Raw genomic sequence first — 26,479 nt, forward strand, 5'->3', positions numbered from 1 at the left:
TGTCCAAGGGCGTTCACCAGGGGTCCGGCTGTTAGCCTTCGCACCGTGCGCCTTCGATCACTGCTGACCATGGCGGACCTGGGACTAGAGCTCGTCACCGGCGAGGAAGAGCTGGACCGGTTCGTGCGCTGGGTGGTGACCACCGACATGCTCGACCCCGGTCGCTACCTCTCCGGTGGCGAGCTGGTGCTCACCGGCATGCAGTGGCGCCACGATCCCGCCGACAGCGAGGTGTTCGTCCGGGCGCTGGCCCAGGCCGGGGTGGCCGGGCTGGCCGCGGGCGACGCCAGGTACGGCGGTGCGCCGCCGGATGTGGTCGAGGCCTGTCGCAAGCATCGGATTCCGCTGTTCCGGGTGCCGGAGACGGTCGCGTTCGCCGCGGTCACCGAGCAGATCACCCGCAACCTGTCGACCGGACGGGCCGCGGATCTCACCGCCATCCTGGACCGGCACCGCCAGCTCGTCTCGGGCGCGGGCCTCGGCTCGGTCCTCGAGCTCATCGAACGCGACCTGGGCATGCGCTGCTGGGTGGTGTCGTCCACCGGGCGGGCGGTCGCCGGGCCCGCGACCGCTCCGCCGGTCGAGGTGACCACCGCGTTTCTCAGCGCTCGCCGCCTGCCGTGCGCGTTGCTGCACGAGGGCAGCCGATTCTCCCTGTTCGCGGTGGACGAGCACCGCACTTCCCGCGCCGCGGACTGGTTCCTGGTGTTCGAGGGCGATTACACCGAGTGGCCCGAGGAGCGGCGGGCGCTGGCCGGCGAACTGGCCGCCGTGGTGTCGCTGGAACGGGCCCGCCAAGACGACCGGCAGAGCGCCGAGGGGCGGCTCGCCCAGGAACTCATCGAGCTCATCGTCTCGGATGCCAAACCGACCGAGATCATTTCGCGGCTGGAACTCACCGGCTTGGGGCCCGCCGAGACCTACATCGCGGTCGCGGCCGCCGGTGACGACACGTTGCGGCCCGGCGAGTTACGCGTGCTGCTGCGCGAAATCCTTTACGGCAGAAGGCCCGCCGCCGGTGTGGTCGACGGCGAGGCGATCGCGCTGATCCCGGCAGGACCGGACACCCCCGTGATCGACGAAATCAACCGCGCCGTCACCGCTTTGGAGCCCGGGCTACGCGGCAGCCGACTATCCGTGGGCGTCAGCGGCGTGGTCGACGGCGAGGGCCTGCGCGGCGCCGTCGAAGAAGCCCGCTACGCCCGCCGCATGGCCGCAGGCCGCCTCCAGCCGGCCAGCGTCGTCGGCCACGACGAACTCGCCACCCACATGCTGCTGCTCGCCTCGGTCCCCGACGAGGTCCGCCGCATGTTCCGCCTGCGCCTGCTCGACCCCCTCACCACCTACGACCAGGACAACCGCGCCGACCTCGTGCACACCCTGGAAACCTTCCTCGAGGTCTCCGGCTCCTGGACCAAATGCGCCGACCTCCTCCACGTCCACGTCAACACCCTGCGCTACCGCATCCAGCGCATCGAAGAACTCACCGCCCGCGACCTCTCCCGCCTCGAAGACCGAGTCGACTTCTTCCTCGCCCTCGCCCTGCGCTGAGCAGAGTTCTCGCTCCTAGCCGACGCCCAACGCTCCAGCATTGTCCTCGAGGCGCTTCGCGCCGATCCAGCTGCTGCGCAACAGTTTCAACGACATCTACGCATCGGCGGAACCGACCTGGGTGATCGTGCGGTTGCCGAGGCGGGACATCAGGTCCTGGTGCAGGATGCGCAGTAAGTCTGTCAGGTCGGCCTGCTGGTCGGGGGTCAAGCCGGAGAGCAGGTCTGCTTCGCGGCCCAGGACCTGGTCGACGAGTCGTTCGACGAGGTCGTGGCCGGCGGGGGTGAGGGCGACGACGACGGCGCGCGAACCGTCGTCCAGGGGTGAGCGAGCGACGAGGCCTTCGGCTTCGGCGCGGGCGACCCGCTGAGAGATCGCGCCCGCGGTGAGCATGGTGTGGTCGCGGAGCTGGCGGGTGGTCAGGCGGTACGGCGGGCCGCTGCGGCGCAGCACGCTGAGCAGGTCCAGGGTGGCTGTGTCGGCGTGCTCCGCGGCGAGAACTCGGCGGCGGTCGTCGCCGAACATCTTGGCCAAGTGCCAGATTCGAGTTACCACGCCGATGCCGTCGACCGGCGTGCCCGGGCGCTCGCGCCGCCAAGCCAGTGCGATCGCGTCGACGGGATCGTTGTCGTCCATGCCACTCCTCGGTTGCGTTCAGACCTAAACGACGGCTACGTTTAGATCTAAACATACCCGATGAAGGAGAGTCACATGGCACGCAACATCGTGGTCACCGGCGCAGCCACCGGCATCGGCCGGGCCATCGCGCGCACCTTCGCGGAGGCGGGCGATGCGGTGGTGATCACCGGGCGTCGGGCCGAGCCGCTGCACACCACCGCGGCCGAGCTCGGCGCGACGGCCTACGTCTGCGACGCGACCGATCCGGCACAGATCGAGACGCTGGTCGATCAACTCCCCCGCGAAATCCACGTGCTGGTCAACAACGCAGGCGGCAATACCGACTTCGACCTGAACGCGCCGACCGACCTGCGGACTCTGGCCGCCGCCTGGCGAGCCAACCTGGACGCCAACTTGATCAGCGCCGTCCTGATGACCATGGCACTGCGCGACCGGCTGGTGAATCCCGGTGCCGTGGTGAACATCGGCTCGATCGCCGCGGACAAAGGCGCGGGCGCCTACGGCGCGGCCAAAGCCGGACTCGCCTCATGGAATACCCAACTGTCCGCCGAGCTGGGCCCGCTCGGCATCACCGCGAATGTCGTTTCCCCCGGCTATATCTCCGACACGGAGTTCTTCCGGGACAAATTGACCGACGAACGGCGCGCATCGCTCATCGCCGCCACCCATACGCGCCGCCCCGGCGTTCCCGACGATATAGCCGCCGCAGTGCACTATCTCGCCTCACCCGCCGCCCGACAGGTGACCGGTCAGGTGCTCGCGGTCAATGGCGGCGAACGCACGACGCGGTAACCCGCCGATACCCGCGGCGCGCGGAGAAAGGCGGTCAATGGTGTCGATACGGGCATTACTGAAAGTGGGGATTAGCATGATCGAGCTGGTAACGGTGGATTTGCCGATCCCAAGGTGGTTCGATGACGAAAGCTGTTCCACAGCCTGTTGCGCTGGGCGATGATGCTGCCCGGACACTGGCTAATGCCACGAAGACTGTTCCGCAGATGGAGTCGATCACCCCACGGTGGTTGGTCCATCTGCTGAACTGGGTCCCCGTCGAGGCCGGTATCTACCGGCGCAACCGGGTTACCCACGAACAAACCGTCGATATTCAGTGCGACAACTTCGATGAGTCTCCGCTCCCGGAGACATTTATCGATTACGAGCGGGACCCGCGCGAGTATCGACTCAAAGCGGTGCACACGATCCTCGACGTGCACACGCGCGTTTCAGATCTCTATTCAAGCCCGCACGACCAGATTGCTCAGCAGTTGCGGCTCACCATCGAAGCGATCAAAGAACACCAAGAAGGCGAGCTGATCAACAGCCCTGACTATGGGCTGATCGCCAATGCGGCGAAAAAGCAGCGGCTCACGACGATCGCCGGGCCGCCGACGCCCGACGACCTCGACAATCTGATCACGAAGGTATGGAAAGAGCCCGGGTTCTTCCTTACTCATCCGCAGGGCATCGCGGCCTTCGGCAGGGAATGCACCCGTCGCGGCGTGCCGCCGCCGACGGTGAGCATGTTCGGGTCGCAGTTCCTCACCTGGCGTGGGATTCCGATCATTCCGTCGGACAAGGTTCCGGTGGATCGCGGCAAGACCAAGTTCCTGCTGATTCGCACCGGCGAAGCCAGGCAGGGCGTGGTCGGCCTGTACCAGCCGGGTTTGGCCGGCGAACAGGGACCGGGTCTCTCGGTGAAGTTCATGGGTATTGATCGCAGCGCGATCGCGTCGTATCTGGTGTCGCTGTACTGCTCGCTGGCGATTCTGACCGACGACGCGGTGGCAGTGCTCGACGGAGCCGAGGTGGGCAAGTTCCATGACTACGCACCGACCTACCGGAGCTGACATCTCGCGCCCATCCGACGATGGCGGCGCCGAGTGGATGCTGCCGGACGAGGCGACGCTGAATCGCCTTGCCGGAGCTTTCTTCTCGGCGCTGCCGTCGGCGTCGGCGGGACTTCCCGCCGCACCGATGGGCCCGAGTTTGACGCAACCGGATCTGCCGACCTCGCCGCCGAACGTGCCGGTACCGTCTCCGGTGCCGACCGCGACGGCGGTTGGCGCGCCCGGATTTTCGGGTGCACCGCATCCTGGTGGACATCCGCCGGTGACCGCATCGTCAGGTGCGCAAGAGGTTTCGGGCGCTACGCCCGGTGGCCGCACCGCGTCGTACATCCCAGGGATCACCGAAGTCACTGTGCCCGTAAGCGCGCCGTCGGCTGCGTCCGGCACGACAGGACTCTCCGGCGCGACACCGCCCGGCGGCCGCACCCCCTCAGCTGCATCCGGCGCGGCAGAGCCCTCAGGCGCTCCCCGGTCTTCGGCCGCATCCGGCACGAATGGATCCTCGGGTGCAACACCGCCTGGCGGCCGCACGCCGGAACCATCTGTCCCCGGCGTGTACGGCACTACCGTCCCGGGCGGGCGGACATCGTCAGACCCACAGGGACTTTCGGGAACCACGCCGCCCGGCGGCCGCACACCCGCACCGTCGGTGCCGGGTTGGGGACGCGACGTGCCGATGGCCGACGCGGCGGGACAACCGGCACACCCGCCGGTCACTACCGCGGGCATCCACAACGACCCGTTCCTGACCGCCCTACCGTCGTTGCGCGAAGTGCTTTCGCCACAGCGTTTTCCCGAAGCCGCGCCACCGTCGTCCGCGGCACCGAGCTTCTACTTCCTGGACTCGCCGACCTCGACGGGCACTGCCACGCCGACCCGGCTGCCGGACGCGCATCCACCTTTCGACGTGTACACGGTGCGCAACGACTTCCCGATCCTGCGGGAACAGGTGAACGGCCATCCGCTGGTGTGGTTCGACAACGCCGCGACGACGCAGAAGCCGCGGTCGGTGATCGAGCGAATCACCCGCTTCTATGAGCACGAGAACTCCAATATCCACCGGGCCGCCCACGAATTGGCGGCGCGGTCCACCGACGCCTACGAGCAGGCCCGCGACATCGTGGCCCGGTTCATCGGCGCGTCCTCGGCGGAGGAGATCATCTTCGTCCGTGGCGCCACCGAGGGCATCAACCTGATCGCGCAAACCTGGGGCCGCAAGAACATTCGCGCGGGCGACGAGATCATCATCTCGCACCTGGAACACCACGCCAATATCGTCCCCTGGCAGATGCTGGCCGCAGAGACCGGCGCGCGGCTGAAGGTCATCCCGGTGGACGACAACGGCGAGCTGATGCTCGGCGAGTACACCAGGTTGCTGTCCGATCGAACGAAACTTGTTTCGGTGACCCATGTTTCGAACGCCCTCGGCACCATCACCCCGGTGCGCGAGATCGTCGCCGAGGCACAGCGGGCCGGGGCGGTCACCCTCGTCGACGGCGCCCAATCGGTGCCGCACACCAGCATCGACGTGCGCTCGATCGGCGCGGATTTCTTCGTGTTCTCCGGGCACAAGCTGTTCGGGCCCACCGGGATCGGCGTGGTCTACGGAAAATCCGAGATACTGCAAGATGTTCCACCCTGGCAGGGCGGCGGCAACATGATCAGCGACGTCACCCTGGAGCGCTCACTGTTCCAGCCGCCACCGGGGCGATTCGAGGCAGGCACCGGCAATATCGCCGACGCGGTCGGGCTCGGCGCGGCCATCGAATACGTCGAACGCCTCGGCATGGACGCCATCGCGCGCTACGAGCACCACCTGCTCGAGTACGCGACGCCCCGGGTCGCCGCGGTGCGCGGGGTCCGGCTGGTGGGCACCGCCGCCGACAAGGCGAGCGTGCTCTCCTTCGTCATGGACGGTTACGAGCCGATCGAGGTCGGCCGGGCGTTGAACGAGCAGGGCATCGCGGTGCGCGCCGGTCATCACTGCGCACAGCCGATCCTGCGCAGGCTCGGACTGGAGGCGACGGTGCGTCCGTCGTTCGCCTTCTACAACACCTGCGCCGAGATCGACCGGATGGTAGCGGCTCTCGACCAGCTCGCGACTCATTCGCCGCGGTGATCACCCCGCCGGTGCGCCTTTACGTCAGCCGCCCACTCGAGCGGCTGACGTAAAGGACTCGGCGCCAACCTCAGTCACTCAGTACGGCTTGGCCTGACCGGACCACCGCGAATTCAGTGTCCCGGATAAGCGCGCAGGGAAGGAGATCTGCTGTGGACTACCGTCCGAGGTGTATCGCTGCTGCGGATCCGCGGCGAGCCGGTCCAGCCAGTAGGTGGAGTCGAAGTCGACCGCCGTTGCCCCCGAACGGATTCGGGGCACTGCCGTGGGATCGAGGTCGCCGTAGTGCGACGGCGCGGGCTCGGAACCGACCAGCATCACCGCCTCGAACGCATAGTCCGTGCCGTCCCAGCTACCCGCGGTGGCCAGGGCCCGGTCGGCCGGGGAGATGCCGAGCGGCAACGCCATTGTCCGTACCCGACCGGGCGCCGCCGACACGATGGCGCGCACGTTGTCTGCCAGCTCGCGTTGGACTTCGGTGCTGTCCAGCCGGGCGAGGTTCGCGTGGGTCGCGGTGTGCGCGCCGATCTCGTAACCGTGTGCGGCCAGCCAGGACAGCGCGCGTGGATCGTTACCGAACGGCTCATTGTTGACGTAGAACGTCGCGGTGGGCGCGAAGTCGGGATGCTCGGTGCGGAATTGTTCGAGGATTCCGATGGCGGTGTCGGGTGCCACCTGACCGTCCGCGGTGAAGGTGAGCTGGCTGAGGGTGGAGTCGTCGAAGGTGAGCACCACCGGATGGGTGCCCGCCGGGAGGTCGACGGCGCCGGAGATGTACGCGGCGGCGGTCACCGGACGGTAGTTCTCGCGATACAGCCGATCGAGCTCAGCGCGGAATTTCGCTGGCGTCTGGTCGTATTCGCTGTCCGGCGCGGCCACCAGCTGGTGGTACATCAAGATCGGCACGACGCCGAGCTCGTTGGCGCCCACCGCGGCGGGATCGGGTGCGGGACTGTTCGCAGGCGGCGTCTCCGCCGTCGCCCGCGGTGGATCGACTGGTTCGGCGTCCGCCGTGCAGGCCGCGGCGGCCGTGCACACCAGCACCGACAACATAACTCGAACACTGAGGGTCGCGTTCTTCGCCACCGCGCGAACAGTACGCGAGCGCGACCATTTCGTTGCACACGAAACACCGGCAAAGTAGCGACGGCCGCGGGCCGAACCCGCGATAGTTGATCATCCTCGGACGAAAGTTGGTGTGCGCGTTGCTAGAAAGACTAGGCGTTACAGGACACCGGCGGTTGGCGGCGGTCCTGGTTATCTCAGTCTTATCAATTCTTGTCGCTTCTGTGACCCTCAGCTGGGTGCGTACCGAGCCCAAGGGATTGAGCTTGGCCGGCCTGCCGAGCACGCTGGTCGGCGCGGCTGCCTTGTCCGCCACGACATTGCGGGTGGACGCGGGTGAACACGACCCCGCCGCGATGCGGCTCGAGCTCAACGGTGCGCCGGTCGACGGCATCGTCGAAGGCAACACCGTGGTGTACCGCCCGGGCGCGCTGCCCGATGGCGAGCACAAATTCACCGCCGAGATCCCGCCGAGCGTGCTCGGCTTCCTGCGCACCGGCCCCGGCGTGTCCAAGACCTTCACGGTGGACAACGAGCCACCGACCCTGGAGCTGACCCAACCCGAGGGCGTGACGTCCTACCGCCAGCCGGTTACTGTGCGCGGCAAAGCAAAAGGCGCCGAACGCGTCTCGGTCGGCACGCAGTCGGTGACCCCCGCCGCCGACGGAGCGTTCGAGATCACGATGCCGAGGATCCAGACAGGTGCCGACGTAGTCGCCGTGGACGGCGCGGGAAACCGAACCACCGCACCGATCACGGCGACGGTCGAGCAGCCACGGATCACGTCGGTCCACGTGACCGCCTACGGCTGGGCCGACGACGGGCTGCGCGAGGACGTGCTGGCCATGGCCCGCGACGGGCGCATCAACACCGTGCAGCTCGACATCAAGGACGAGGACGGCGTCGTGGGCTACGACTCCCAGGTGCCGCTCGCCCGGGAATCGGGCGCGGTCACCCCGATCTACGACGCTCCAAGCGCATTGCGGCAACTACACGACATGGGCCTGCGCGTGGTCGGCCGGATCGTCGCGTTCCGCGACAAGACGATGGCCGAATGGGCTTGGCAGACAGGGCGTTCCGACTGGGTCGTGCAAACCCCCGCCGGCCAGCCCTACTCCAGTAAGTACGGCCCGATCGCCTTCACCAACTTCGCGAACCCCGAGATGCGCAAATACAACATCGATCTCGCGGTCGAGGCGGCGAAACTCGGCTTCGACGGCATCATGTACGACTACATCAGGCGTCCGGACGGCGCGCTGTCGCAGATGCACTTCCCCGGAGCCACCGTGTCGCCGACCGTCTCAATCGCCGAATTCCTCAGGGAGAGCCGCGATCCGGTGCGCGACGCGGGTGCCGACCAGAGCGCCGCGGTGTTCGGTATCGCCTCCACCCGCCCCGATCAGATCGCGCAGGACATTCCGCTGATGGCCCAGCACGTGGACTACATCGCGCCGATGGTCTACCCCTCGCATTGGAACCCCGGCGAATACGGCGTCGCCAACCCGAACTCCCAGCCCTACGACATCACCTTCCGATCGCTGCAGGACTTCCGCACCCAAACCCAGGGCACCGGCGCCCTGATCGTCCCGTGGTTGCAGGACTTCAGCCTGGGTGTGAACTACGGACCCGCCGAGGTGCGTGCCCAGATTGACGCCGCGAACGACGCAGGCGTCAACGGATTCTTCCTCTGGAGCCCGACGGTGCGCTATCACCTCACAGGCGCCTCGGACTGATCCGAGCGCACGGGTAGAGACGGCCCAGCGCTACCCATGGCTGGGCCGACTACCAGCGAAAATATAATGCGAACGACCGATCGGTTATGATGAATAGGCATGACAACACCCCACGTGACCGGCGCGGTTACCCTGGTGTGGTGAACGTTGAAGTGACGCGCCTACCGGGTATCGGTGTGCGCAAGGACTTTCCGGTCAAGGGCGGCCGCCGCCGGATCGGGGTCATCGATCACAAGGACGGCACGATCTATCTGATCGTCAGCAAAGCCGACAATCCGGAAGCCACCGACCAGATTCCGCTGTCGGCGTCGGAGGCGGCCGCACTGGCCAACCTGCTGGGCGCCCCACAGCTGATCGCGCAGTTACGGGACGAGCACCGCGAGTTCGACGGTGTGAACACCCGGCAGTTGTTGATCCTCGACGACTCCCCCTACGCCGGTCGTCCGCTCGGCGACACCGAGATGCGCAGCCGAACAAGGTCTTCCATCGTGGCGGTGATGCGGGGCGGCGCGGTCATCCCCTCACCGGGCCCGGACTTCGTCTTCGCCGCAGGCGACCTGTTGGTGGTCGTCGGCACCGCCGAAGGCTTGGAAGCCGCAGCCAAAATCCTCACCGACGGCTGAGGCTTTTCATCCGCTGAACACGTCGAACACCTCCTCCGCGCGGTCCCGGCCGCGGTACATGTCCCAGGCGGTGGCGGCGAGCCGGTCCGGATCGAGGGTGTGCCCGTCGGGCGATCCGTAGCGGTCCGGGTCAGCGGTGACCATGGTGTGAATGTCCCCCCGTTCGACGAGACCGCCGATGGTGAGGGTGCCCGCGTAGACCCCGCGATCGCCGAGCGCCGCGTGCAGGGTGAGGGCGTAGTTGCGCAGCGCGGCGGAGGGCAACGCCAGGTGGCCGAGCATGGGCATCGGCCGGACGCTGGACAGACCACCCGCGAACAGCAGGGCGCCGGAACCGCGAGCCAGCATGCCGGGGAGCACGTCGTGCACCATGTCGACGGCGGGCCACACCCAGTCGAACGCGGATCGCGCTGTGTCGGCGTCGGTTTCAGTGAGCGGAATGGGTTGGTGCGCCGGAGCCGGTCCGTAGTAAGCGAGTTCGATGTCGCCGTCGCCGGCTATGTCGGCGAGAACCGACTTCAAGCGGGCCCGGTCGGTGACGTCGGCGGCGTGAGCGGTGGCGTCGACACCTTGCGCGGCAAGGTCTCTCAGATAGCTCTCGTGGCGCGCTGCATTGCGCGACACCAGTGCGACCCGGAAGCCCTCGCTTCCGAATCGACGCGCCATGGACATGCCGAGTCCGGGTCCGACGCCGATGATCACGGCCGTGGGTGTGCTGGACATACGATCTCCTGTTCCTAACTTGAGGGGTCCCTCGGTTTAAAAACCTAGCACGAAATCGAGGAGCCCCTCGACTTTTGTAGGATGGTCACCATGACCAAACCGTTGCGCCGCGACGCGGCCCGCAATCGCGAGAAGCTGTTGCGGGAGGCCGCCGGCGTCTTCACCGAGCAAGGGCTCGACGGTTCACTGGAGGAGATCGCCCGCCGCGCCGGGGTCAGCATCGGCACGCTCTACAACCACTTCCCGCACCGCGACGCACTCATCGACGCACTGCTGCCCGCCCGGGTCGCCGCGATGGAAGATTTCGCCGCGCGAGCAGCGGCCGAACCCGACGCCTGGGTCGCGTTCAGCGGATTCATCGAGGAGCTGCTGGATCAGTTCACCGCCGACCGCGGGCTGCTCGAGGCCTTCACCGGCGACCACCCCGCCGCCGCCCAGCTGACCGAGGCCTGCCACCGCGGCATGTCGCACCTGTCGACGCTGCTGCACCGGGCCAGGCAGGCAGGCGCGGTGCGCGCCGACGCGACCGATGACGACGTGGTGCATCTGGTATGGGCACTATCGCTACTCGGCGAGGCCACCGGTTCCCCCGCATGGCGCCGCTGCCTGCAATTGGTCCTCGACGGCCTGCGCCCCACCGACTCACCGACGCGATAGGACCGATACCGTGCCATATGCCAAGGCCGCCAACGGAGTTCGCCTCGCGTATCAAACCGCGGGCGAGGGCACACCACTGCTCCTGCTCGCCGGGCAAGCCAACAACCATCACTGGTGGGACGGCATCCGCGAGGATTTCCACACGCGACATCGCACCGTCACGCTCGACTGGCGCGGCACCGGCGACAGCGACAAGCCCGACGAGCCCTACAGCACAGCGGGTTTCGCCGACGACGTGGTCGCGGTGCTGGACGACCTCGGCCTCGAACGAGCCGCGGTGTACGGCACGTCGATGGGCGGCCGGGTCGCGCAGTGGCTCGCCGCCCGCCACCCCGAACGGGTGCACGGCCTCGTCCTCGGCTGCACCTCCCCCGGCGGCAAACACGGCATCGAACGCGGCTCCGAGATCCGCCAGTCGCTCGTTCAACCCGACCAGGACGCCGCGAATCGGGCCCTACTGGAACTGATGTACACCCCGGAGTGGCTCGCACACACCACCGGCCCGTACAACACGGTCGGCGATCCCACCATGCCCGCCTACGCCAAACGCCGGCACCTGATGGCCAGCAACCGGCACGACGCCTGGGACGTGCTGCCGGACATCTCGACCCCCACCCTGATCGTGCACGGCACCGAGGACCGCTTCAATCCGGCGGCGAACGCGCCGCTGCTCGCCGAGCGCATTCCGCATGCTCGCCTGCGGTTGATCACCGGCGCTCGGCACGCCTACTTCGACGAATTCCGAGCCGTGGCAAGCCCCCTCGTGCTGGACTTCCTGGACGAGGTCGGCGCATAGCCAGGCCTCGGCGCCCGGCTGCCGATATTGATTTCGCCGAAAGTATTGACACAGCCAACATCCCGGAGTTAATATTCCCACAGAGGAAAACATTCGAAGTGGCTCTCCCATGTGCCCAAATCTCGAATGCCTATTGTGCTGCCGCGAATATGCGAGTAATTTGATGCGTTGCGCTGGCTGCCTCCTGTCCGACCCCACGAACCAATCCGTTGTGATCACCACCGATAACGTGGTCCTCACTTCCCCTGGTGTGCGAGTTCCGTTCGGGTAGGCGATCACACGCAATTCATCAGCATGAGGTCGTGGAAGGACGCACCGTGTCAGTCTCCCCGCACCAAGCCACCAACAACGCCCAGGTCATCGCCGGTGTCCCCGGCGCACCGAAGCGGGTGTCTTTCGCCAGAATTCGTGAGCCCCTCGACGTTCCGGGGCTGCTCGACCCTCAATTCGATTCGTTCCAATGGCTGATCGGCGCGCCACAGTGGCGGGCCCGCGCCGCCGCGCGCGGAACCGACAACTCGGCGGGCGGCCTCGAAGAGGTGCTCGCCGAGCTCTCGCCGATCGAAGACTTCGCAGGCACGATGTCGCTGTCGCTGTCCGACCCTCGGTTCGAAGAGGTCAAGGCCTCCGCCGCCGAGTGCAAAGACAAGGACATGACCTACGCGGCGCCGTTGTTCGTCACCGCGGAGTTCATCAACAACAACACCGGTGAGATCAAGAGCCAGACGGTCTTCATGGGAGATTTCCCGATGATGACCGACAAGGGCACGTTCATCATCAACGGCACCGAGCGCGTCGTCGTCTCGCAGCTGGTTCGTTCGCCGGGCGTCTACTTCGACCACTCCGTCGACAAAACGACCGAGAAGGACCTGCACAGCGCCCGGGTCATCCCGTCGCGTGGCGCGTGGCTGGAGTTCGACATCGACAAGCGCGACACGATCGGTGTGCGAATCGATCGCAAGCGTCGCCAGCCGGTCACCGTGCTGCTCAAGGCTTTCGGCTGGACCGTGGAGCAGATCGCCGAGCGCTTCGGGTTCTCCGAGATCATGATGTCGACGCTGGCGAAAGACCACACGACGGGCACCGACGAGGCGCTGCTCGACATCTACCGCAAGCTGCGGCCCGGCGAACCGCCGACCAAAGAGTCCGCGCAGCACATGCTGGAGAACCTGTTCTTCAAGGAGAAGCGCTACGATCTGGCCCGCGTCGGCCGCTACAAGATCAACAAGAAGCTCGGCCTGCACTTCGACCAGATGACGCTCACCGAGACAGATCTCGTCACGATCATCGAGTACCTGGCCCGCCTGCACCGCGGCGACAAGACCATGAACTCCCCGGACGGCGTCGAACTCCCGATCACCGTCGACGACATCGACCATTTTGGCAATCGTCGCCTGCGCACCGTCGGCGAGCTGATCCAGAACCAGGTCCGGCTCGGCCTGTCCCGGATGGAACGCGTTGTCCGCGAACGCATGACGACCCAGGACATCGAGGCGATCACGCCGCAGACCCTGATCAATATCCGTCCGGTGAGCGCCGCGATCAAGGAGTTCTTCGGTACCTCCCAGATGTCGCAGTTCATGGACCAGAACAACCCGCTGTCCGGGCTAACCCAGAAGCGCCGCCTCACCGCCCTCGGCCCGGGTGGTCTCTCGCGGGAACGGGCCAGCATCGAAGTGCGCGACATCCACTTCAGCCACTACGGCCGCATGTGCCCGATCGAGACGCCGGAGGGCCCGACCATCGGCCTCATCGGCTACCTCTCGGTGTTCGCGCGGGTCAACCCGTTCGGCTTCATCGAGACGCCGTACCGGAAGGTGGTCGACGGCCGGGCCACCGACGAGGTGGTCTACCTGACCGCCGACGAGGAGGAACGGTACATCCGCGCCCAGGCCAACTCGCCGGTCGACGCGCAGGGACGGCTGATCGAGCAGAAGGTCCTGGCTCGGCGCTTCGGCGACGAAGTCGAGTTCGTCTCCCCCGCCGACGTCGACTACATGGATGTCTCGCCGCGCCAAATGGTTTCGGTCGCGACGGCCATGATCCCGTTCCTCGAGCACGACGACGCCAACCGCGCCCTGATGGGCGCCAATATGCAGAAGCAGGCGGTGCCGCTGATCCGCTCCGAGGCCCCACTGGTGGGCACCGGCATGGAGCTGCGCGCGGCCATCGACTCCGGCGATATGGTCGTCAGCGAGAAAGCCGGTGTGGTGGAGGAGGTTTCGGCCGACTACCTCACCGTGATAGCCGACGACGGCACCCGCAAGAGTTATCGGCTGCGCAAGTTCGATCGGTCGAATCAAGGCAACTGCGTGAACCAGCGGCCGATCGTCGACGAGGGCGCGAGAGTCGAAGCTGGGCAAGTCCTTGCCGACGGCCCGTGCACCGAGAACGGTGAGATGGCGCTGGGCAAGAACCTGCTCGTCGCGATCATGCCGTGGGAAGGCCACAACTACGAGGACGCGATCATCCTGTCGCAGCGCCTCGTGGAAGAGGACGTGCTCACCTCGATCCACATCGAAGAGCACGAAGTCGACGCGCGTGACACGAAATTGGGCGCCGAGGAGATCACCCGCGATATCCCGAACATCTCCGACGACGTGCTCGCCGACCTCGACGAGCGCGGCATCATCCGCATCGGCGCCGAGGTGCGCGACGGCGACATCCTCGTCGGCAAGGTCACCCCGAAGGGTGAGACCGAGCTGACCCCCGAGGAGCGGTTGCTGCGCGCGATCTTCGGCGAGAAGGCGCGCGAGGTACGCGACACCTCATTGAAGATGCCGCACGGGCAATCCGGGAAAGTCATTGGTATCAGGGTTTTTTCGCGCGACGACGACGATGACCTGCCGCCGGGCGTGAACGAGCTGGTGCGCGTGTACGTGGCGCAGAAGCGCAAGATCCAGGACGGCGACAAGCTCGCCGGTCGCCACGGCAACAAGGGTGTTATCGGCAAGATCCTGCCGACCGAGGACATGCCGTTCATGACCGACGGCACGCCCGTCGACATCATCCTGAACACCCACGGTGTGCCGCGTCGGATGAACATCGGCCAGATCCTGGAGACCCACCTCGGCTGGATCGGCAAAACCGGTTGGGCGGTGAAAGGCGCACCCGACTGGGCCGAGACACTGCCCGAGGAACTCCTCGCCGCACCCCCGAACAGCAATCTCGCCACGCCAGTGTTCGACGGGGCCCGCGACGAGGAGCTCACCGGACTACTGGGCTCAACGCTGCCCAACCGCGACGGCGAGGTGATGGTCGGTCCGGACGGCAAGGCCACCCTGCTCGACGGCCGCTCCGGCGAGCCGTTCCCGTACCCGGTGGCGGTCGGCTACATGTACATCCTGAAGCTGCACCACCTGGTCGACGACAAGATCCACGCCCGTTCGACCGGCCCGTACTCGATGATCACCCAGCAGCCGCTCGGTGGTAAGGCGCAGTTCGGTGGTCAGCGCTTCGGCGAAATGGAGTGCTGGGCCATGCAGGCCTACGGCGCGGCCTACACGCTGCAGGAACTGCTGACGATCAAGTCCGACGACATCGTGGGCCGGGTCAAGGTCTACGAGGCGATCGTCAAGGGCGAGAACATTCCGGAGCCGGGCATTCCGGAGTCCTTCAAGGTGCTCCTCAAGGAACTCCAGTCGCTGTGCCTCAACGTCGAGGTGCTGTCCTCGGACGGCATGGCGATCGAGATGCGCGACGGCGACGACGAGGATCTGGAGCGCGCCGCGGCGAACCTGGGCATCAACCTGTCCAGGAACGAAGCGGCGACCATCGAGGATCTGCCCGGCTGACACCCCGCCCGCGCACACCGGGATCGAGCCGCGATACACATCGCGGCTCGATCCCGGTTGTCGCACCCGCTGTGACCGCCGCCCGCGTGTCGGTGCGGCGAGTCGGTGTGCGGGAACCCAGCAAGTGCGCGGCTGTCCGGACCTCAGACGTGCACCGCGGCGATCGCGTCGACCGCTTCTGGATTCTTCGGCTTGGTGCGCGGCAGGAAGAAGGCAGGTACCAGCGTGAGGACGGTCAGCACCAGCGCCACGATGTAGGTGTGGCTGAATGCCGTTGCGGCCTGGCTCAATCCGGTCTCCAGCACGCCCGGCGGTAGCTGGCTCGCGAACTCCGGGCTGGCGTTGGCCGCGATCGCCGGCTTGGCGAACTCCTCCTTGTTGAGGAAGTTGGTCAGCACCACCGAGATCACCGCGGTGCCGATCGAACCCGCGGTCTGGTTGACGATGTTCATCAAGGTGGAGCCGCGGGCGACCTGCTGGTGGCTCAGCGTCTGGATCGCCGCGGTCATGATCGGCATCATCGTGCAGCCCATGCCGAGACCCATCACGAACAGCGCGCCGAGCATGAGCGGGTACGAGGTATCCACGCCGAGCTTGGTGAAGAACACCGTGCTGAACGCGATGAGTGTGATGCCGACCAGCACGATCTTGCCCGGCCCGATCTTGTCGACCAGCCGTCCCGCGACGGGCATGGTGATCATCGCGCCCAAACCCTGTGGGATCAGCAGCAAGCCGGCCATCAGCGCCGACTCGCCCCGGATCTGCTGCAGGTAGGTCGGCAGCAGTAGCGCCCCGCCGAAGAACGCGATGGCGAACAGCACCATGGTGAGCACCGCGAAGGTGAGCGCGCGGTTGCGGAACAGATGCAGATCGATCAGCGGATGCTCGGTGCGCAGCGCGTGGAAGACGAACGCCACCATGAGTACCAAACCGATGATCGCGGGCAGCAGCACCTTCGTCGCCAGCACCGTGCCCTCACCGGGGATGGAGGACACGCCGAACAGGAACAGCGCGAGGCCGGGCGAGGCGAGCAGCATGCCGAGGAAGTCGAAGGACTCCGACGGCTCCGGCTTGTCCGCCGGGAACACCATCTGCGCCAGAACCAGCGAGATGATGCCGATCGGCACGTTGATCAGGAAGATCCACTGCCAGTGGAACTCGATCAGCCAGCCGCCGAGGATCGGTCCGCAGATCGGACCGAGCAGCATCGGCACGCCGAGCACCGCCATCACCCGGCCGACCCGCTGCGGGCCCGCCGCATGCGTCATGATCGTCATGCCGAGCGGCATCAGCATGCCGCCGCCGATGCCCTGGATCACCCGGAACGCGATGAGCGACTCGATGTTCCACGCGGTGGCGCACAGCACCGAGCCGAGGACGAAGAACGTCAGCGCCGCCATGTAGAGGCGTTTGGTGCCGAACCGATCCGCCGCCCAGCCGGTGAGCGGAATGACGGTGGCCAGCGCCAAGGTGTAGCCGGTGATCGTCCACGCCGCGATGGCGTAGCTCGTCTCGAACTCGGCTTGGAACGTAGGCAGCGCGATGTTGACGACGGTGATGTCGAGGATCGACATGATCGCGCCGAGCACGACCACGCCTGCCACCTTGAAGACCGCCGCGTCCAGTTTGTCGGCGGTCGGATCAGGCCCCGTCGCCTGAGTATCCGGAGGTTGAGTCACCGCTTCAGCGTTCCATTTCTTCGCCTCCTACACCAGCACTTTCTGAGCGGATTCGGCAGAACAAAATTCCAAGGCGGCGCGGGCGGCCGCCGTCGCGCCGGCACTCGCGGGGAGCAGCGGCAGGCGGACCGCCGGGCTGGGGATGCGCCCCTCGGCGGCCAGCACCGCCTTGATCACGGAGGGGTTGGGTTCGGCGAAGAGCGCTGCGGACAGTGCGGCGAGGCGGTGGCCGAGGGCTCGGGCCTCGTCGAGCGGTCCGTCGCGCCAGGCGGTCACCAAGGCGGCGAACGCGGCGGTGGCGAGGGTCGCGGAGGCGAGGATGCCGCCGGTCGCCCCGAGGGCGAGCAGCGGTGCGGCATACAGGTCGTCACCGGCGAGGACGGCGAAATCGGCTGGGCGCGTTCGCATCAGCTCGATCGTGGTGTCGTCGATGGCGCCGACGGCGTGTTTGACGCCGATGATGTTCGGCTCCGCGGCGAGCTCGCGCAGGGTGTCGGCGCCGAGCGTGCGGCCGGTGCGGTACGGAATGTTGTAGACGACCAGCGGGACCGGGCTGCTGGCGGCGAGGGCGCGGAAGTGGGCGAGGACGCCCGCCTCGGAGGGTCGGGTGTAGTACGGGACGACGGTGAGCGCGGCGGTGATGGATGCGCCGAGGCCGGCGAGTGCGTCGATCGAGTCGGCCGTGCAGTTGGTTCCGGCGCCGACGATCAAGGGGGCGTTGTGTTCCCGGCACGCGCGGGCGCAGATCTCGATGACGAGTTGGCGCTCCGCGGTACTCAGGGTCGCGGTTTCCGCGGTAGTGCCGAGCGCGACCAGGCCGGTCGCGCCGTCCGCGAGCGCCGAATATGCCAGGCCCGCCAGCGCGTCGGCCGCTAGCGCGCCGTCCGCGGTGAACGGGGTAACCAGGGGGACGAAAAGGCCTGCGAGCGTCATGAATACCAGCGTGACCTCGTTGAACCTTCAGGTCCAGTTCATGTTTCTACATTCGAGCATAAGGTGAACTGATGCTCGATATTCGCAAGTTGCGGCTGCTGCGCGAGCTGGCGCATCGCGAGACCATCGCGGCGGTCGCCGACGCGCTCGCCTACACGCCCTCGGCCGTCTCCCAGCAGCTCAGCGCACTCGAACGCGAAGCCGGTGTGCCGCTGCTGGAACGGACCGGGCGGCGGGTGACGCTGACCCCGGCCGCGCGGACGCTCGTCGAGCACGCCGAGACGATCCTCGCAGTGCTCGAACAGGCCGCCGCCGACTTGGCCACCAGCCGCGTCGAACTCACCGGCACGCTGCGGATCGGCGCCTTTCCGACCGCCGTCCGGACGATCCTGTCCCCCGCGCTCGTCGCGCTGAGCCGCGATCATCCCCGGCTGGAACTGATGGTGACCGAACTCGATCCGGCGACCGCACCCGCCGCGTTGCGTGCGGAGACCCTGGATGTCGCGCTGGTGCAGGAGTACGACTACGTGCCCGTCGAGCCGGATTCGGCGCTCGACACCGAGCCGCTGCTCGAGGAAACCATCTATCTGGCAGCGCTGTCCGATACGTCACTGGGCGCGCATCGCGAAACCTCGTGGATCGCAGGCACTCCCGACACGTTGTGTCACACGATGACCGTGCGCGCCTGTCAGGCAGCGGGATTCACGCCTCGCGTGCGCCATCACGCCGATGATTTCGGTACTGTGCTCGCGCTGGTCGCGGCGGGGCAGGGCGTGGCGTTGGTGCCGGAGCTCGGCGCGTCGACCTGCCCGCCGGAGGTCACGCTGACGCCGTTGGCGACCCGGCGGCGGACGCTGCTGGCGTATCGGCGCGGCACCGGGGGCCATCCGGCCGTTCAGGCCGCGCGCTCGGCGCTGCGCGCTTCCGTGGCCCGGGGTAGCGCTACCGGGTCGGCTCAGCGCAGCAAGTAGCGGCTGGTCGGCACCACATCGATGTCGCGGTCGGCACCGAAGGTGGCCACGCTCTTCATCATTCGCTCGATTCGACGCGTCAGCTCGGCGGTGTCACCGGCGCTGCCGTAGAACGCGTGCGGGTCGGTGAGCGCTTCGATCGGGAAGAGTTCCTCCACGATGGCGGCGATATGGGGAGCGTCGTTCGTGACGCGGTCGAGCACGAGATTCTGGACGTAGCCGAAGGTCGCCTGGGTGGTGATCGCGACTTCGGTGTGCTTGTCGCGCCAGCGGTGCAGCCACTCGGCGTGCGCGAGGGTGTCCGGTCGTCGGAGAAACGCGAGGTTGGCCAGGCCGGGTGTTCGCCCGCCGAGCGGAACCGCGGGAGGCTCGATCGGGCGCGCTTCCTCGACGTGCCAGCCGGCAACTCGTTCGGCGACCTCACCGAGAATTGTTGTGAGGGCTTCGATTTCGCCTGACTCGGATACCCAGGCGCTGACCACAGCGGTTACCGGCTCGTCGAAGCTTGTCAGCCGGAGCATGGCGTTCGCGACCGCGGCGTCGGCGATGTTCACCTGTAGCGCAGTGGCTCCGGCAGCGGTCAGCCGTGCGGTCGGTTCGTCGGCGAGGAGATCGCCTGCGCCCCAGAGTGCGAACATCACCTTCATCGCGCGGCCACTTTCTGTAACAGGTTTCACTTCTGCGCAGGGTAGCTCAATCCCGTCCCGATTCGCCCGTTCACGAAGGCCGCCGACCGTGCCGCACGGTCCGACCTGGGCAATCGCCGCGCCGCCCGGCCCGCACACGCGAGTGAATAGTCGCCTCTTCGCCGGGTAAACGGTCCGCATCGAGCGAAGGTGGGTGGCCTGTGAAAACGATTTCGACCGACATTCCGGCGCGACTGGATCGCTTGCCGTGGTCACGCTGGCACTGGATGGTGGTGATCGGGCTCGGGTCCGTCTGGATCCTGGACGGCCTGGAGGTCACCGTCGTCGGCAGTGTGGCGAGCCGGTTATCCGAGCCGGGCAGCGGCCTGAACATCACGGCCGCACAGGTTTCCGGCATAGCGGCGGCGATGTACGTCGCGGGCGCGGGCTGCGGCGCGCTGTTCTTCGGTTGGCTTACTGACAGATTCGGCCGCAAGAAGCTGTTCTTGATCACCCTCGCCGTGTATCTCATCGCGACAGCGCTTACCGCCGTGTCGTTTTCGGTGTGGTGGTTCATTCTGTTCCGCTTCCTCACCGGATTCGGCATCGGCGGCGAATACGCGGCGATCAACTCCGCGATCGATGAGCTCATACCGCGCAAATACCGCGGCCGCATCGACATCGTGATCAACGGGACCTTCTGGCTCGGCGCCGTCGGCGGCTCCCTGCTGTCCGTCGTCGCGTTGAACACCAACCTGTTCCCGGCGAATATCGGCTGGCGCTTGACCTTCGCGCTTGGCGCGGTGTTCGGGCTGGTCATTCTGGTGGTGCGCCGTCACGTGCCGGAGAGTCCGCGCTGGATGTTCATCCATGAGCGCGAGGAGGCGGCCGAGCGGACTGTCGTCGACATCGAAAAGCAGGTGCGAGCCGACACCAACCGCGAACTGGAAGATGTGTCGGATCAGCGGATCGAGATCCACCAGCGGCGCACCATCAGCTTCCGCGAGATCGCCGCCGTGATGGTGCGGCACTACCCTCGGCGCAGCGTGCTAGGGCTCGCACTGTTCATCGGACAGGCGTTTCTGTACAACGCGATCACCTTCAATTACGCGCTGATCCTGTCGAAGTCGTTCCATGTGGCCGACGACCGGGTCGGCTACTACTTCGCGGTGATCTGCTTCGGCAACTTCCTCGGACCGCTGCTGCTCGGCAAGCTGTTCGACACCGTCGGGCGCAAGCCGATGATCACGGGCTGCTACCTCGGCTCCGCCGTTCTGCTGTTCGGCACCGCATGGCTTTTCCAGGCCGGGGTGCTGTCGGCGGTGACGTTGACCGCGTGCTGGACGGCGGTGCTGTTCGTCGCGTCCTGCGGCGCCAGCGCGGCGTATCTGACCGTGAGCGAGATCTTTCCGATGGAGACGCGGGCCATGGCCATCGCGTTCTTCTATGCGATCGGCACCGTCGCGGGTGGCGTGGCCGGGCCGCTGGTGTTCTCCAAGCTGGCCGCCGAGGGGGACCCCGGCAAGACCGCGCTCGCCTTCGCCATCGGCGCCACCGCGATGTTCGCCGCCGGGCTGGTCGAGCTGGCATACGGCGTGCGAGCGGAGGGACGTTCGCTGGAAGACATCGCCAAACCCCTGAGCGCCACCGCGGCGTCGGGTAGCTCGACCAAGGCTTCCTAAGTTGTCTCAGACAATTTAGGATCTAGCTCAGCTACCCAGAAGGGACGCCCATGCCGCAGGCTCCGACTCGGGCTTTCAACAGCCTCGTCACCTCGGGCTGGAATCGGCTTGCCCGGGTGTACAACGCGCCCCTGGTGCAGCGAGTCGCCTATCAGCCGCCACAGGACGAGATCATCGACCAGCTGCGGCGGGCCGGGATCCGCCGGATCGCCGACGTCGGCTGCGGCACCGGCATTCTCGCCTCGCGCATCCAGCGGGAGCTGGTGCCCGAGGTGGTGTACGGCTGCGACGCCTCCATCGGCATGCTCCAGCAGGCGAAAGCCCGTTCCGCCGAGGTCGATTGGATCAATCGGCAGGCCGAGGATCTCGGCCTGCCCGACGGGGCGGTCGACGCCGTCGTCTCGACGCACGCCTTCCACTTCTTCGACCATGCGGCAGCGCTCGCGGAGTTCCACCGGATCCTCGCACCGGGCGGGCTTCTCGCCATCGTCCTGAACAATCCGCGCAGCCGCTTCGCTCGGTTGTTGCAGCCCCAGCCGATTCAGAGTGTCGCGTACTTTCCCTCGCCCGCGCAGATGCGACTGTTGGTGGAAGACGCAGGCTTCCTGGTCACCGAGCAGCGGCCCGTACGCAGGCCCATACCGGCCATCTTGGTGCCGGATGTGCTCACCATCGCCCGGCGGGTTGACTGAGAACGGCTGTGTCGCAATCGACCTCGGCATTGCGCCACCGGACGCGGCCGGCGCACCGGTATGCCGACGCCGGATCACCACACATTTGCTGAACCAATCCCGGCTCGGTGCGCCTCCCCGACGAGCTGTCGGCGCGCCGGGGTAATCTAGTCGACCGGAACGCGCTGCCCCAGCCCCCGTCAGCCGACCGTTCGAGGTACCGGCATCGGTCGAGGTGAGAGGGGCAGGTTGTTGGATCAGTCTGTTGATATTCCGGAAGCCACGCCGGAGGACGGCAACATTCCGGACGAGGTCACGGCTGGGATGCTGGGCGACTCCGGCGTCATCGGGCCCGAGACAGTGCGCCCCGTCGAGGAGGTGCTCGGCACGGGCAGCGCGCAAAATGCCGGGACGTTCCGCTTTTGGCTGGCCGACCAGCGTTGGGAGTGGTCCGACGAGGTCGCCCTCATCCACGGCTACGAACCGGGAACGGTGCGCCCGTCCACCGAACTGCTGCTGTCACACAAGCACCCCGAGGACCGTGAACAGGTGGCGAACACCATCGCCCGCACCGTCGAAACCGGCGAGCCTTTCTGCAGCAGGCACCGCATCATCGACATTGCAGGCACCGTGCACCACGTCCTCGTCGTCGGCGACGCCATGGTCGACGTCGACGGAGCAGTGGTCGGCACCTCCGGGTACTACATCGACATCACCGACACCCTCGAAGAAGACCGCAGACAAACCCTCAGCGGCGCGCTACCCGAGCTGTACACCGCGCGGGCCGCGATCGAGCAGGCCAAAGGCGTTCTGATGCTGATCTACGGGATCACCGCCGAACAGGCGTTCCGGGTGCTCACCTGGCGTTCCCAGGAAACCGGCACCAAGCTGCGCACGCTGGCCACCCAGCTGGTGTCCGAGATCAGCACCCTGGACGGACAGATGGTCGAGCTGCGCACCCGCTTCGACCATCTGTTACTGACCGTGCACGAGCGCCTGTGAACTCAAGTCCGCCGGTCCAGGATCTTGCTCACGTCGATAGTGCGGTCGACCACAGCGCGCGCAAGATCCGGTAGCCGGCCGCGCGTCGTGCGGGCATAGCCGCGCAACGCGTCGAACGCCGTCTCCGGATCGAGGTCGCCGTGCGCCGCCAGAATCCCCTTCGCCTGCTCGATCACCACCCGGCTCTGCAGCGCCGACTGCAACTGCCCGTTGACCGTCTTGTGGCCCGCCAGCAACCGAGCCTGCAAAATCGCGATACTTGCGATATCCGCCAGCGCCTGCCCCACCAACAGATCGTCCTGCGTCAAATGCTCACCGCCGGTACTGAACAGATTCAGCGCCCCCACCCGGTCCGCCCGCAACCGCAACGGCAACGCATACACCGACTGAAACCCCTCCAGCAGAGCCTGTTTCGCGAACGCGGGCCAACGGTCGCGCGCCGCCTCCAGGTCCTCCACAATGACCTGCTCACTATCGCGATACGACTGCACACACGGCCCGTCCTGCGCCTGGATCTGCAGCAACTCCAGCCACCGCGTCGCCTCGCTCGTCGAAGCCAGCACCTTCAGCTCCCCGTCGTCCCCCGCCAACAGCACGGCCGCGGTATCCACCGGTAGCAGGTCGACAGCCCGATCCAGCAGCTCCTGCACCACATCCACCGGGTCGTACTCCTCCACCAGCGAGTCCGCCAACTGCACAAACGCCTCGACCAGCCGCCGCTCCCGACTCATATCCCTCCCTCTCCTTCCGGTCCGCCGACACCGCACGGCCCCATTCGTACTCTGCGTAATGCCCCCACTGCTCGCCGCCAATCCGCCCCTCCCCCGTTCTCCGTCACACCCCCTGCGCCCGACCAGCTTTCAGCGCCCGCTCACCCCCCGTCGCCACGCCGCTCACCAGGCGATTCGCTACCCCGGGGGTACCTGAGGTAATCTCTTCGAGCGCCCAGCAATGGGCGCGGAACGGGCTGTGGCGCAGCTTGGTAGCGCACCTGACTGGGGGTCAGGTGGTCGCAGGTTCAAATCCTGTCAGCCCGACAGAGAAAAACCCCTTCTGACCTCGGTCGGAAGGGGTTTGCTGTTTTCAGACGACACGCAGTTGGGGACCATTTGGGGACCGCTGGGGCGCTCGTAGGTGAATCGTGAGCAAGTTGCCGTCGTTCTGGAGTGCTTCGATGCCCGGATGCAGGTACCGCTGGGTGATCCGGGGGTCGGTGTGACCGGCGATCTGCTGGAGTCGATGGAGCGGAACGCCGGCGTCGGCGAACCAGGTCAGTCCAGTGTGGCGCAGGTCGTGCCGACGCAGGTGTTCGTAGCCGAGTTTTGCAACGACCTCGTGCCAGTGCGTCGCCTTCCGCAGCACACCGGTTTGGATCCGGCCACCCCGCGGGCCAACGAACAGTCGCGCGTCCGGCCGACGGTTGGCAGCTTGGATCCGGTTGAGAACCAGCGGGCGGATGTCCTCGATGATCGGAATCCGGCGGGAGCGTTTACCTTTCGTGCCCTTGTCCTTCAGGCCACCTGGACCGGGTGACGTTTGCCGACGCAACCGCCAAACCCATTCCGTCGTGTCGATGTCACCGACCCGGCACCCGGACACTTCCCCGATCCGCACCGCGGTGCACGCCGCGAAGATCACGACGTCACCCCAGCCCTGGTAGCCGTCGGCCGACGCGGCGACCAACGCATCCGCGAGATTGGTCAGCGTCAACCAGTCCGGGAGTGCGAGCGATCGCGGGTCATCGAGTTCGTCCTCATATCGTTCGTATTGGCGTTGCCAGCCGCTGACCTCGACCCGGTTCCGGTCGATCACCTCGTCACGGACAGCCTGGTCCAGCACGCGGGACAGTGCGGCCAAGCTGTTTTTGACCGCTGACTTGCTGACGCCGTCAGCGATCCAGCCCATGACCGCGCGATCGGCCAGGCCCGCGGTAATCATGGTCACCGGGATATGGCCGAGGACCGGGACGACTCGCCGGTTCCAGGCTGGCAGGTAGGCATCCCCCGCCGTCTTCTCCTCCAGGCCGCGCATGGCCGCGGCCCAGTTGTCGTCGCCGTAGTCCTTGAGCGTGGCGGTCGCGGTCTTCGGATCGACACCGCGGGCCGCGGCACGTCGGATCCCGTCAACCCACGCATCCGCTTCTTCGCGCGTGTCGAAGGATGCCGACTTCGACGGCCGAGACTTGGTGACGGGATCGGTCCATCGCACTCGGGCTCGGAATGGTGTGGCGCGATTGCGTTCTTCGATGTCCGCTCGGATCTCCACTCCGAGCGGAATCAATCGAACCGGCTCGGTTCCCATCACGCCGCCGTCGGGTCGATGCGGTTACGACGGAGGTAGGCCAGAACGTCGGCGCCGAGGTACCGGGTCACTCGATCGGACAGGTGAACGAATGGCGGGCCTTGCGGTGGGCGGGCTGTGCGCCAGCGTCGCAGGCTCGACGGATCCACTTTGAGCACCGCGGCAACGTCTTCCGTTGTGTACCAGGCGTTCTCGGTCAGCTCCCATACTTCTCGGGCGTTGATGTCGGTCATGGTCGGGTTCCTTCTGTTCTGGTGTATTCCTGGGCGGCGGTGAGTGTTCGGGTGACGGTTGATGAGCTGAGTTCGACTTGCTCGGCGATGCGGGCGTGGGACCAGCCGTGGTCGTGGCGTAGGCGCAGGATCTCGGCGACCTTGCGGGGATCGCGCCGCCTGGCGGGGTCTGCTCCGCACACGCGATCAGCGACCACTGACCAGTGATCGGGCGCTGCACTGGCCTCGATTTCGATGCATTCGATTGGTTCGAGTTCACGCGCTAGGCAGGATTCGGTCAGTTCCGTCGATGTCGAGCGAGTCTCTGTGTGCACTGCCCGCACTGACATGGTGCGGACAGGTTCGGGGCTGTGCACCGGTTCCGGCTCGCTGCGCACGGCCGTTCGGGGATGGTGCTCGCTGCTGATCATGTGCGCCAGCGCCGCACCCATGCCGAGAACCACAACAGGTAGACAGGCGACAAGCACGGTAACCGGCCACGGTGCCGTGCTCATTCCCGCGGCTTGCATGAGGTGGTAGGCAACTTGCCCCACCGCACCCAACACGAGACTGCCGAACGCTGAATACTTGGCGTAGCTGCGCGTTCGGTCTGAACGGACCCGACCGGACAACCACACATACAGCGCGTAGGAGGCGTATGCCTCCATCCCGATCGGCAGCGTGATCGCGGTGTTGATCGTGAAGTCGTCGGCGATACCCGGCAGCGGGTGCACCGGACCGAACCCGGTCAGCTCACCGAGCCCGACCCAACCGGACCAGATCGCCACGAACGCCGGTAGCGCCAACAGCAGTACCGGCCACGCTCTCGGCGACGGACCAGCCGCGCGTGCACTG

General features: G+C 66.7%; 23 protein-coding genes and 1 tRNA gene. 14 read left to right on the forward strand and 10 right to left on the reverse strand.

Annotated elements, in window-relative coordinates; translation table 11 throughout:
• Window positions 1-45 precede the first annotated feature (45 nt).
• Complete coding sequence (locus ACIHA7_RS31890; protein ID WP_397294668.1) at window positions 46-1,551, forward strand: PucR family transcriptional regulator; 1,506 nt, start codon at window positions 46-48, stop codon at window positions 1,549-1,551.
• Window positions 1,552-1,647: 96 nt separating this feature from the next.
• Here the strand turns inward: ACIHA7_RS31890 and ACIHA7_RS31895 are convergent, their stop codons facing one another.
• Window positions 1,648-2,187: a MarR family winged helix-turn-helix transcriptional regulator gene (locus ACIHA7_RS31895; protein WP_397294670.1), complete on the reverse strand. Its 540-nt coding sequence runs from the start codon at window positions 2,185-2,187 to the stop codon at window positions 1,648-1,650.
• A gap of 75 nt (window positions 2,188-2,262) precedes the next feature.
• On the opposite strand from ACIHA7_RS31895, the gene ACIHA7_RS31900 reads away from it, so the two are divergent.
• From ACIHA7_RS31900 to ACIHA7_RS31910, 3 genes are all read left to right on the forward strand, one after another.
• On the forward strand, window positions 2,263-2,982 hold the full coding sequence (locus ACIHA7_RS31900) for an SDR family NAD(P)-dependent oxidoreductase (RefSeq protein WP_397294672.1): 720 nt from the start codon (window positions 2,263-2,265) through the stop codon (window positions 2,980-2,982).
• Between the two features lie 122 nt (window positions 2,983-3,104).
• Window positions 3,105-4,037 (forward strand): family 2A encapsulin nanocompartment shell protein, encoded by a 933-nt coding sequence (locus tag ACIHA7_RS31905; RefSeq protein WP_397294673.1) that lies wholly within the window; start codon window positions 3,105-3,107, stop codon window positions 4,035-4,037.
• Window positions 4,038-4,074: 37 nt separating this feature from the next.
• Window positions 4,075-6,156, forward strand: a complete 2,082-nt coding sequence (locus ACIHA7_RS31910) for a family 2A encapsulin nanocompartment cargo protein cysteine desulfurase (RefSeq protein WP_397295533.1) — start codon at window positions 4,075-4,077, stop codon at window positions 6,154-6,156.
• Window positions 6,157-6,234: 78 nt separating this feature from the next.
• Here ACIHA7_RS31910 and ACIHA7_RS31915 read toward each other — a convergent pair whose 3' ends face one another.
• On the reverse strand, window positions 6,235-7,209 hold the full coding sequence (locus tag ACIHA7_RS31915) for a polysaccharide deacetylase family protein (RefSeq protein ID WP_397294675.1): 975 nt from the start codon (window positions 7,207-7,209) through the stop codon (window positions 6,235-6,237).
• Window positions 7,210-7,445: 236 nt separating this feature from the next.
• Between ACIHA7_RS31915 and ACIHA7_RS31920 the strand changes: the two genes are divergently transcribed.
• Together ACIHA7_RS31920 and ACIHA7_RS31925 are read left to right on the forward strand one after the other, a co-directional pair.
• Window positions 7,446-8,954 carry a putative glycoside hydrolase gene (locus ACIHA7_RS31920; protein ID WP_397294677.1) on the forward strand — a complete coding sequence of 503 codons (1,509 nt, stop codon included), beginning with the start codon at window positions 7,446-7,448 and terminating at the stop codon, window positions 8,952-8,954.
• A 140-nt stretch (window positions 8,955-9,094) separates the two neighbouring features.
• Entirely contained in the window at window positions 9,095-9,577 is a 483-nt protein-coding gene (locus ACIHA7_RS31925; protein ID WP_397294679.1) for a cation:proton antiporter regulatory subunit, read from the forward strand.
• A 6-nt stretch (window positions 9,578-9,583) separates the two neighbouring features.
• Here the strand turns inward: ACIHA7_RS31925 and ACIHA7_RS31930 are convergent, their stop codons facing one another.
• Window positions 9,584-10,300, reverse strand: coding sequence for an SDR family NAD(P)-dependent oxidoreductase (locus tag ACIHA7_RS31930; protein WP_397294681.1), 717 nt, complete (start codon window positions 10,298-10,300; stop codon window positions 9,584-9,586).
• A 90-nt stretch (window positions 10,301-10,390) separates the two neighbouring features.
• Here ACIHA7_RS31930 and ACIHA7_RS31935 point away from each other — a divergent pair, with 90 nt between their 5' ends.
• The 3 genes from ACIHA7_RS31935 (at window position 10,391) to ACIHA7_RS31945 (ending at window position 15,547) form a co-directional block, all read left to right on the forward strand.
• The gene (locus ACIHA7_RS31935; protein WP_397294683.1) at window positions 10,391-10,957 is read left to right on the forward strand and encodes a TetR/AcrR family transcriptional regulator; all 567 of its coding nucleotides are present in this window, start codon (window positions 10,391-10,393) and stop codon (window positions 10,955-10,957) included.
• A gap of 10 nt (window positions 10,958-10,967) precedes the next feature.
• Window positions 10,968-11,753 carry an alpha/beta fold hydrolase gene (locus tag ACIHA7_RS31940; RefSeq protein ID WP_397294685.1) on the forward strand — a complete coding sequence of 262 codons (786 nt, stop codon included), beginning with the start codon at window positions 10,968-10,970 and terminating at the stop codon, window positions 11,751-11,753.
• 317 nt (window positions 11,754-12,070) lie between these two features.
• Window positions 12,071-15,547 (forward strand): DNA-directed RNA polymerase subunit beta, encoded by a 3,477-nt coding sequence (locus ACIHA7_RS31945; RefSeq protein WP_397294687.1) that lies wholly within the window; start codon window positions 12,071-12,073, stop codon window positions 15,545-15,547.
• Between the two features lie 143 nt (window positions 15,548-15,690).
• Here ACIHA7_RS31945 and ACIHA7_RS31950 read toward each other — a convergent pair whose 3' ends face one another.
• Together ACIHA7_RS31950 and dapA are read right to left on the reverse strand one after the other, a co-directional pair.
• Window positions 15,691-17,226, reverse strand: a complete 1,536-nt coding sequence (locus ACIHA7_RS31950; protein WP_397294689.1) for a DHA2 family efflux MFS transporter permease subunit — start codon at window positions 17,224-17,226, stop codon at window positions 15,691-15,693.
• A gap of 27 nt (window positions 17,227-17,253) precedes the next feature.
• Window positions 17,254-18,159, reverse strand: coding sequence for a 4-hydroxy-tetrahydrodipicolinate synthase (gene dapA, locus ACIHA7_RS31955; RefSeq protein WP_397294691.1), 906 nt, complete (start codon window positions 18,157-18,159; stop codon window positions 17,254-17,256).
• A 71-nt stretch (window positions 18,160-18,230) separates the two neighbouring features.
• Here dapA and ACIHA7_RS31960 point away from each other — a divergent pair, with 71 nt between their 5' ends.
• Window positions 18,231-19,130, forward strand: a complete 900-nt coding sequence (locus tag ACIHA7_RS31960; protein WP_397294693.1) for a LysR family transcriptional regulator — start codon at window positions 18,231-18,233, stop codon at window positions 19,128-19,130.
• On the opposite strand, the gene ACIHA7_RS31965 is transcribed toward ACIHA7_RS31960, so the two are convergent.
• Window positions 19,115-19,807 carry a hypothetical protein gene (locus ACIHA7_RS31965; protein ID WP_397294695.1) on the reverse strand — a complete coding sequence of 231 codons (693 nt, stop codon included), beginning with the start codon at window positions 19,805-19,807 and terminating at the stop codon, window positions 19,115-19,117. The genes ACIHA7_RS31960 and ACIHA7_RS31965 overlap by 16 nt on opposite strands.
• A gap of 170 nt (window positions 19,808-19,977) precedes the next feature.
• Between ACIHA7_RS31965 and ACIHA7_RS31970 the strand changes: the two genes are divergently transcribed.
• From ACIHA7_RS31970 to ACIHA7_RS31980, 3 genes are all read left to right on the forward strand, one after another.
• Window positions 19,978-21,438, forward strand: coding sequence for an MFS transporter (locus tag ACIHA7_RS31970; RefSeq protein WP_397294697.1), 1,461 nt, complete (start codon window positions 19,978-19,980; stop codon window positions 21,436-21,438).
• A gap of 50 nt (window positions 21,439-21,488) precedes the next feature.
• Window positions 21,489-22,130 (forward strand): class I SAM-dependent methyltransferase, encoded by a 642-nt coding sequence (locus ACIHA7_RS31975; protein WP_397294699.1) that lies wholly within the window; start codon window positions 21,489-21,491, stop codon window positions 22,128-22,130.
• Window positions 22,131-22,433: 303 nt separating this feature from the next.
• Entirely contained in the window at window positions 22,434-23,111 is a 678-nt protein-coding gene (locus tag ACIHA7_RS31980) for a PAS and ANTAR domain-containing protein (RefSeq protein ID WP_397295534.1), read from the forward strand.
• Between the two features lie 2 nt (window positions 23,112-23,113).
• Here ACIHA7_RS31980 and ACIHA7_RS31985 read toward each other — a convergent pair whose 3' ends face one another.
• The gene (locus ACIHA7_RS31985; protein WP_397294701.1) at window positions 23,114-23,842 is read right to left on the reverse strand and encodes a GAF and ANTAR domain-containing protein; all 729 of its coding nucleotides are present in this window, start codon (window positions 23,840-23,842) and stop codon (window positions 23,114-23,116) included.
• Between the two features lie 232 nt (window positions 23,843-24,074).
• On the opposite strand from ACIHA7_RS31985, the gene ACIHA7_RS31990 reads away from it, so the two are divergent.
• Window positions 24,075-24,148, forward strand: a tRNA-Pro gene (locus tag ACIHA7_RS31990).
• 46 nt (window positions 24,149-24,194) lie between these two features.
• On the opposite strand, the gene ACIHA7_RS31995 is transcribed toward ACIHA7_RS31990, so the two are convergent.
• From ACIHA7_RS31995 to ACIHA7_RS32005, 3 genes are all read right to left on the reverse strand, one after another.
• Complete coding sequence (locus tag ACIHA7_RS31995; RefSeq protein ID WP_397294703.1) at window positions 24,195-25,319, reverse strand: tyrosine-type recombinase/integrase; 1,125 nt, start codon at window positions 25,317-25,319, stop codon at window positions 24,195-24,197.
• Between the two features lie 92 nt (window positions 25,320-25,411).
• Entirely contained in the window at window positions 25,412-25,645 is a 234-nt protein-coding gene (locus ACIHA7_RS32000) for a helix-turn-helix transcriptional regulator (RefSeq protein ID WP_397294705.1), read from the reverse strand.
• On the reverse strand, window positions 25,642-26,358 hold the full coding sequence (locus ACIHA7_RS32005; protein WP_397294706.1) for a sigma factor-like helix-turn-helix DNA-binding protein: 717 nt from the start codon (window positions 26,356-26,358) through the stop codon (window positions 25,642-25,644). The genes ACIHA7_RS32000 and ACIHA7_RS32005 overlap by 4 nt, the downstream gene beginning before the upstream one ends.
• Window positions 26,359-26,479 lie beyond the last annotated feature (121 nt).

Source organism: Nocardia sp. NPDC052316 (assembly GCF_044547795.1).
Taxonomy (GTDB): Bacteria; Actinomycetota; Actinomycetes; order Mycobacteriales; family Mycobacteriaceae; genus Nocardia.

What these genes read in the sequence shown, in the direction of transcription:
- ACIHA7_RS31915 (WP_397294675.1), bottom strand. Translation starts at nt 7,209, where the DNA reads ATGTTGTCGGTGCTGGTGTGCACGGCCGCCGCGGCCTGCACGGCGGAC.
- ACIHA7_RS31910 (WP_397295533.1), top strand. Translation starts at nt 4,075, where the DNA reads ATGCTGCCGGACGAGGCGACGCTGAATCGCCTTGCCGGAGCTTTCTTC.
- ACIHA7_RS31895 (WP_397294670.1), bottom strand. Translation starts at nt 2,187, where the DNA reads ATGGACGACAACGATCCCGTCGACGCGATCGCACTGGCTTGGCGGCGC.
- ACIHA7_RS31985 (WP_397294701.1), bottom strand. Translation starts at nt 23,842, where the DNA reads ATGAGTCGGGAGCGGCGGCTGGTCGAGGCGTTTGTGCAGTTGGCGGAC.
- ACIHA7_RS31905 (WP_397294673.1), top strand. Translation starts at nt 3,105, where the DNA reads ATGACGAAAGCTGTTCCACAGCCTGTTGCGCTGGGCGATGATGCTGCC.
- ACIHA7_RS31935 (WP_397294683.1), top strand. Translation starts at nt 10,391, where the DNA reads ATGACCAAACCGTTGCGCCGCGACGCGGCCCGCAATCGCGAGAAGCTG.
- ACIHA7_RS31980 (WP_397295534.1), top strand. Translation starts at nt 22,434, where the DNA reads ATGCTGGGCGACTCCGGCGTCATCGGGCCCGAGACAGTGCGCCCCGTC.
- ACIHA7_RS32000 (WP_397294705.1), bottom strand. Translation starts at nt 25,645, where the DNA reads ATGACCGACATCAACGCCCGAGAAGTATGGGAGCTGACCGAGAACGCC.
- ACIHA7_RS31960 (WP_397294693.1), top strand. Translation starts at nt 18,231, where the DNA reads ATGCTCGATATTCGCAAGTTGCGGCTGCTGCGCGAGCTGGCGCATCGC.
- ACIHA7_RS31975 (WP_397294699.1), top strand. Translation starts at nt 21,489, where the DNA reads ATGCCGCAGGCTCCGACTCGGGCTTTCAACAGCCTCGTCACCTCGGGC.
- dapA (WP_397294691.1), bottom strand. Translation starts at nt 18,159, where the DNA reads ATGACGCTCGCAGGCCTTTTCGTCCCCCTGGTTACCCCGTTCACCGCG.
- ACIHA7_RS31930 (WP_397294681.1), bottom strand. Translation starts at nt 10,300, where the DNA reads ATGTCCAGCACACCCACGGCCGTGATCATCGGCGTCGGACCCGGACTC.
- ACIHA7_RS31900 (WP_397294672.1), top strand. Translation starts at nt 2,263, where the DNA reads ATGGCACGCAACATCGTGGTCACCGGCGCAGCCACCGGCATCGGCCGG.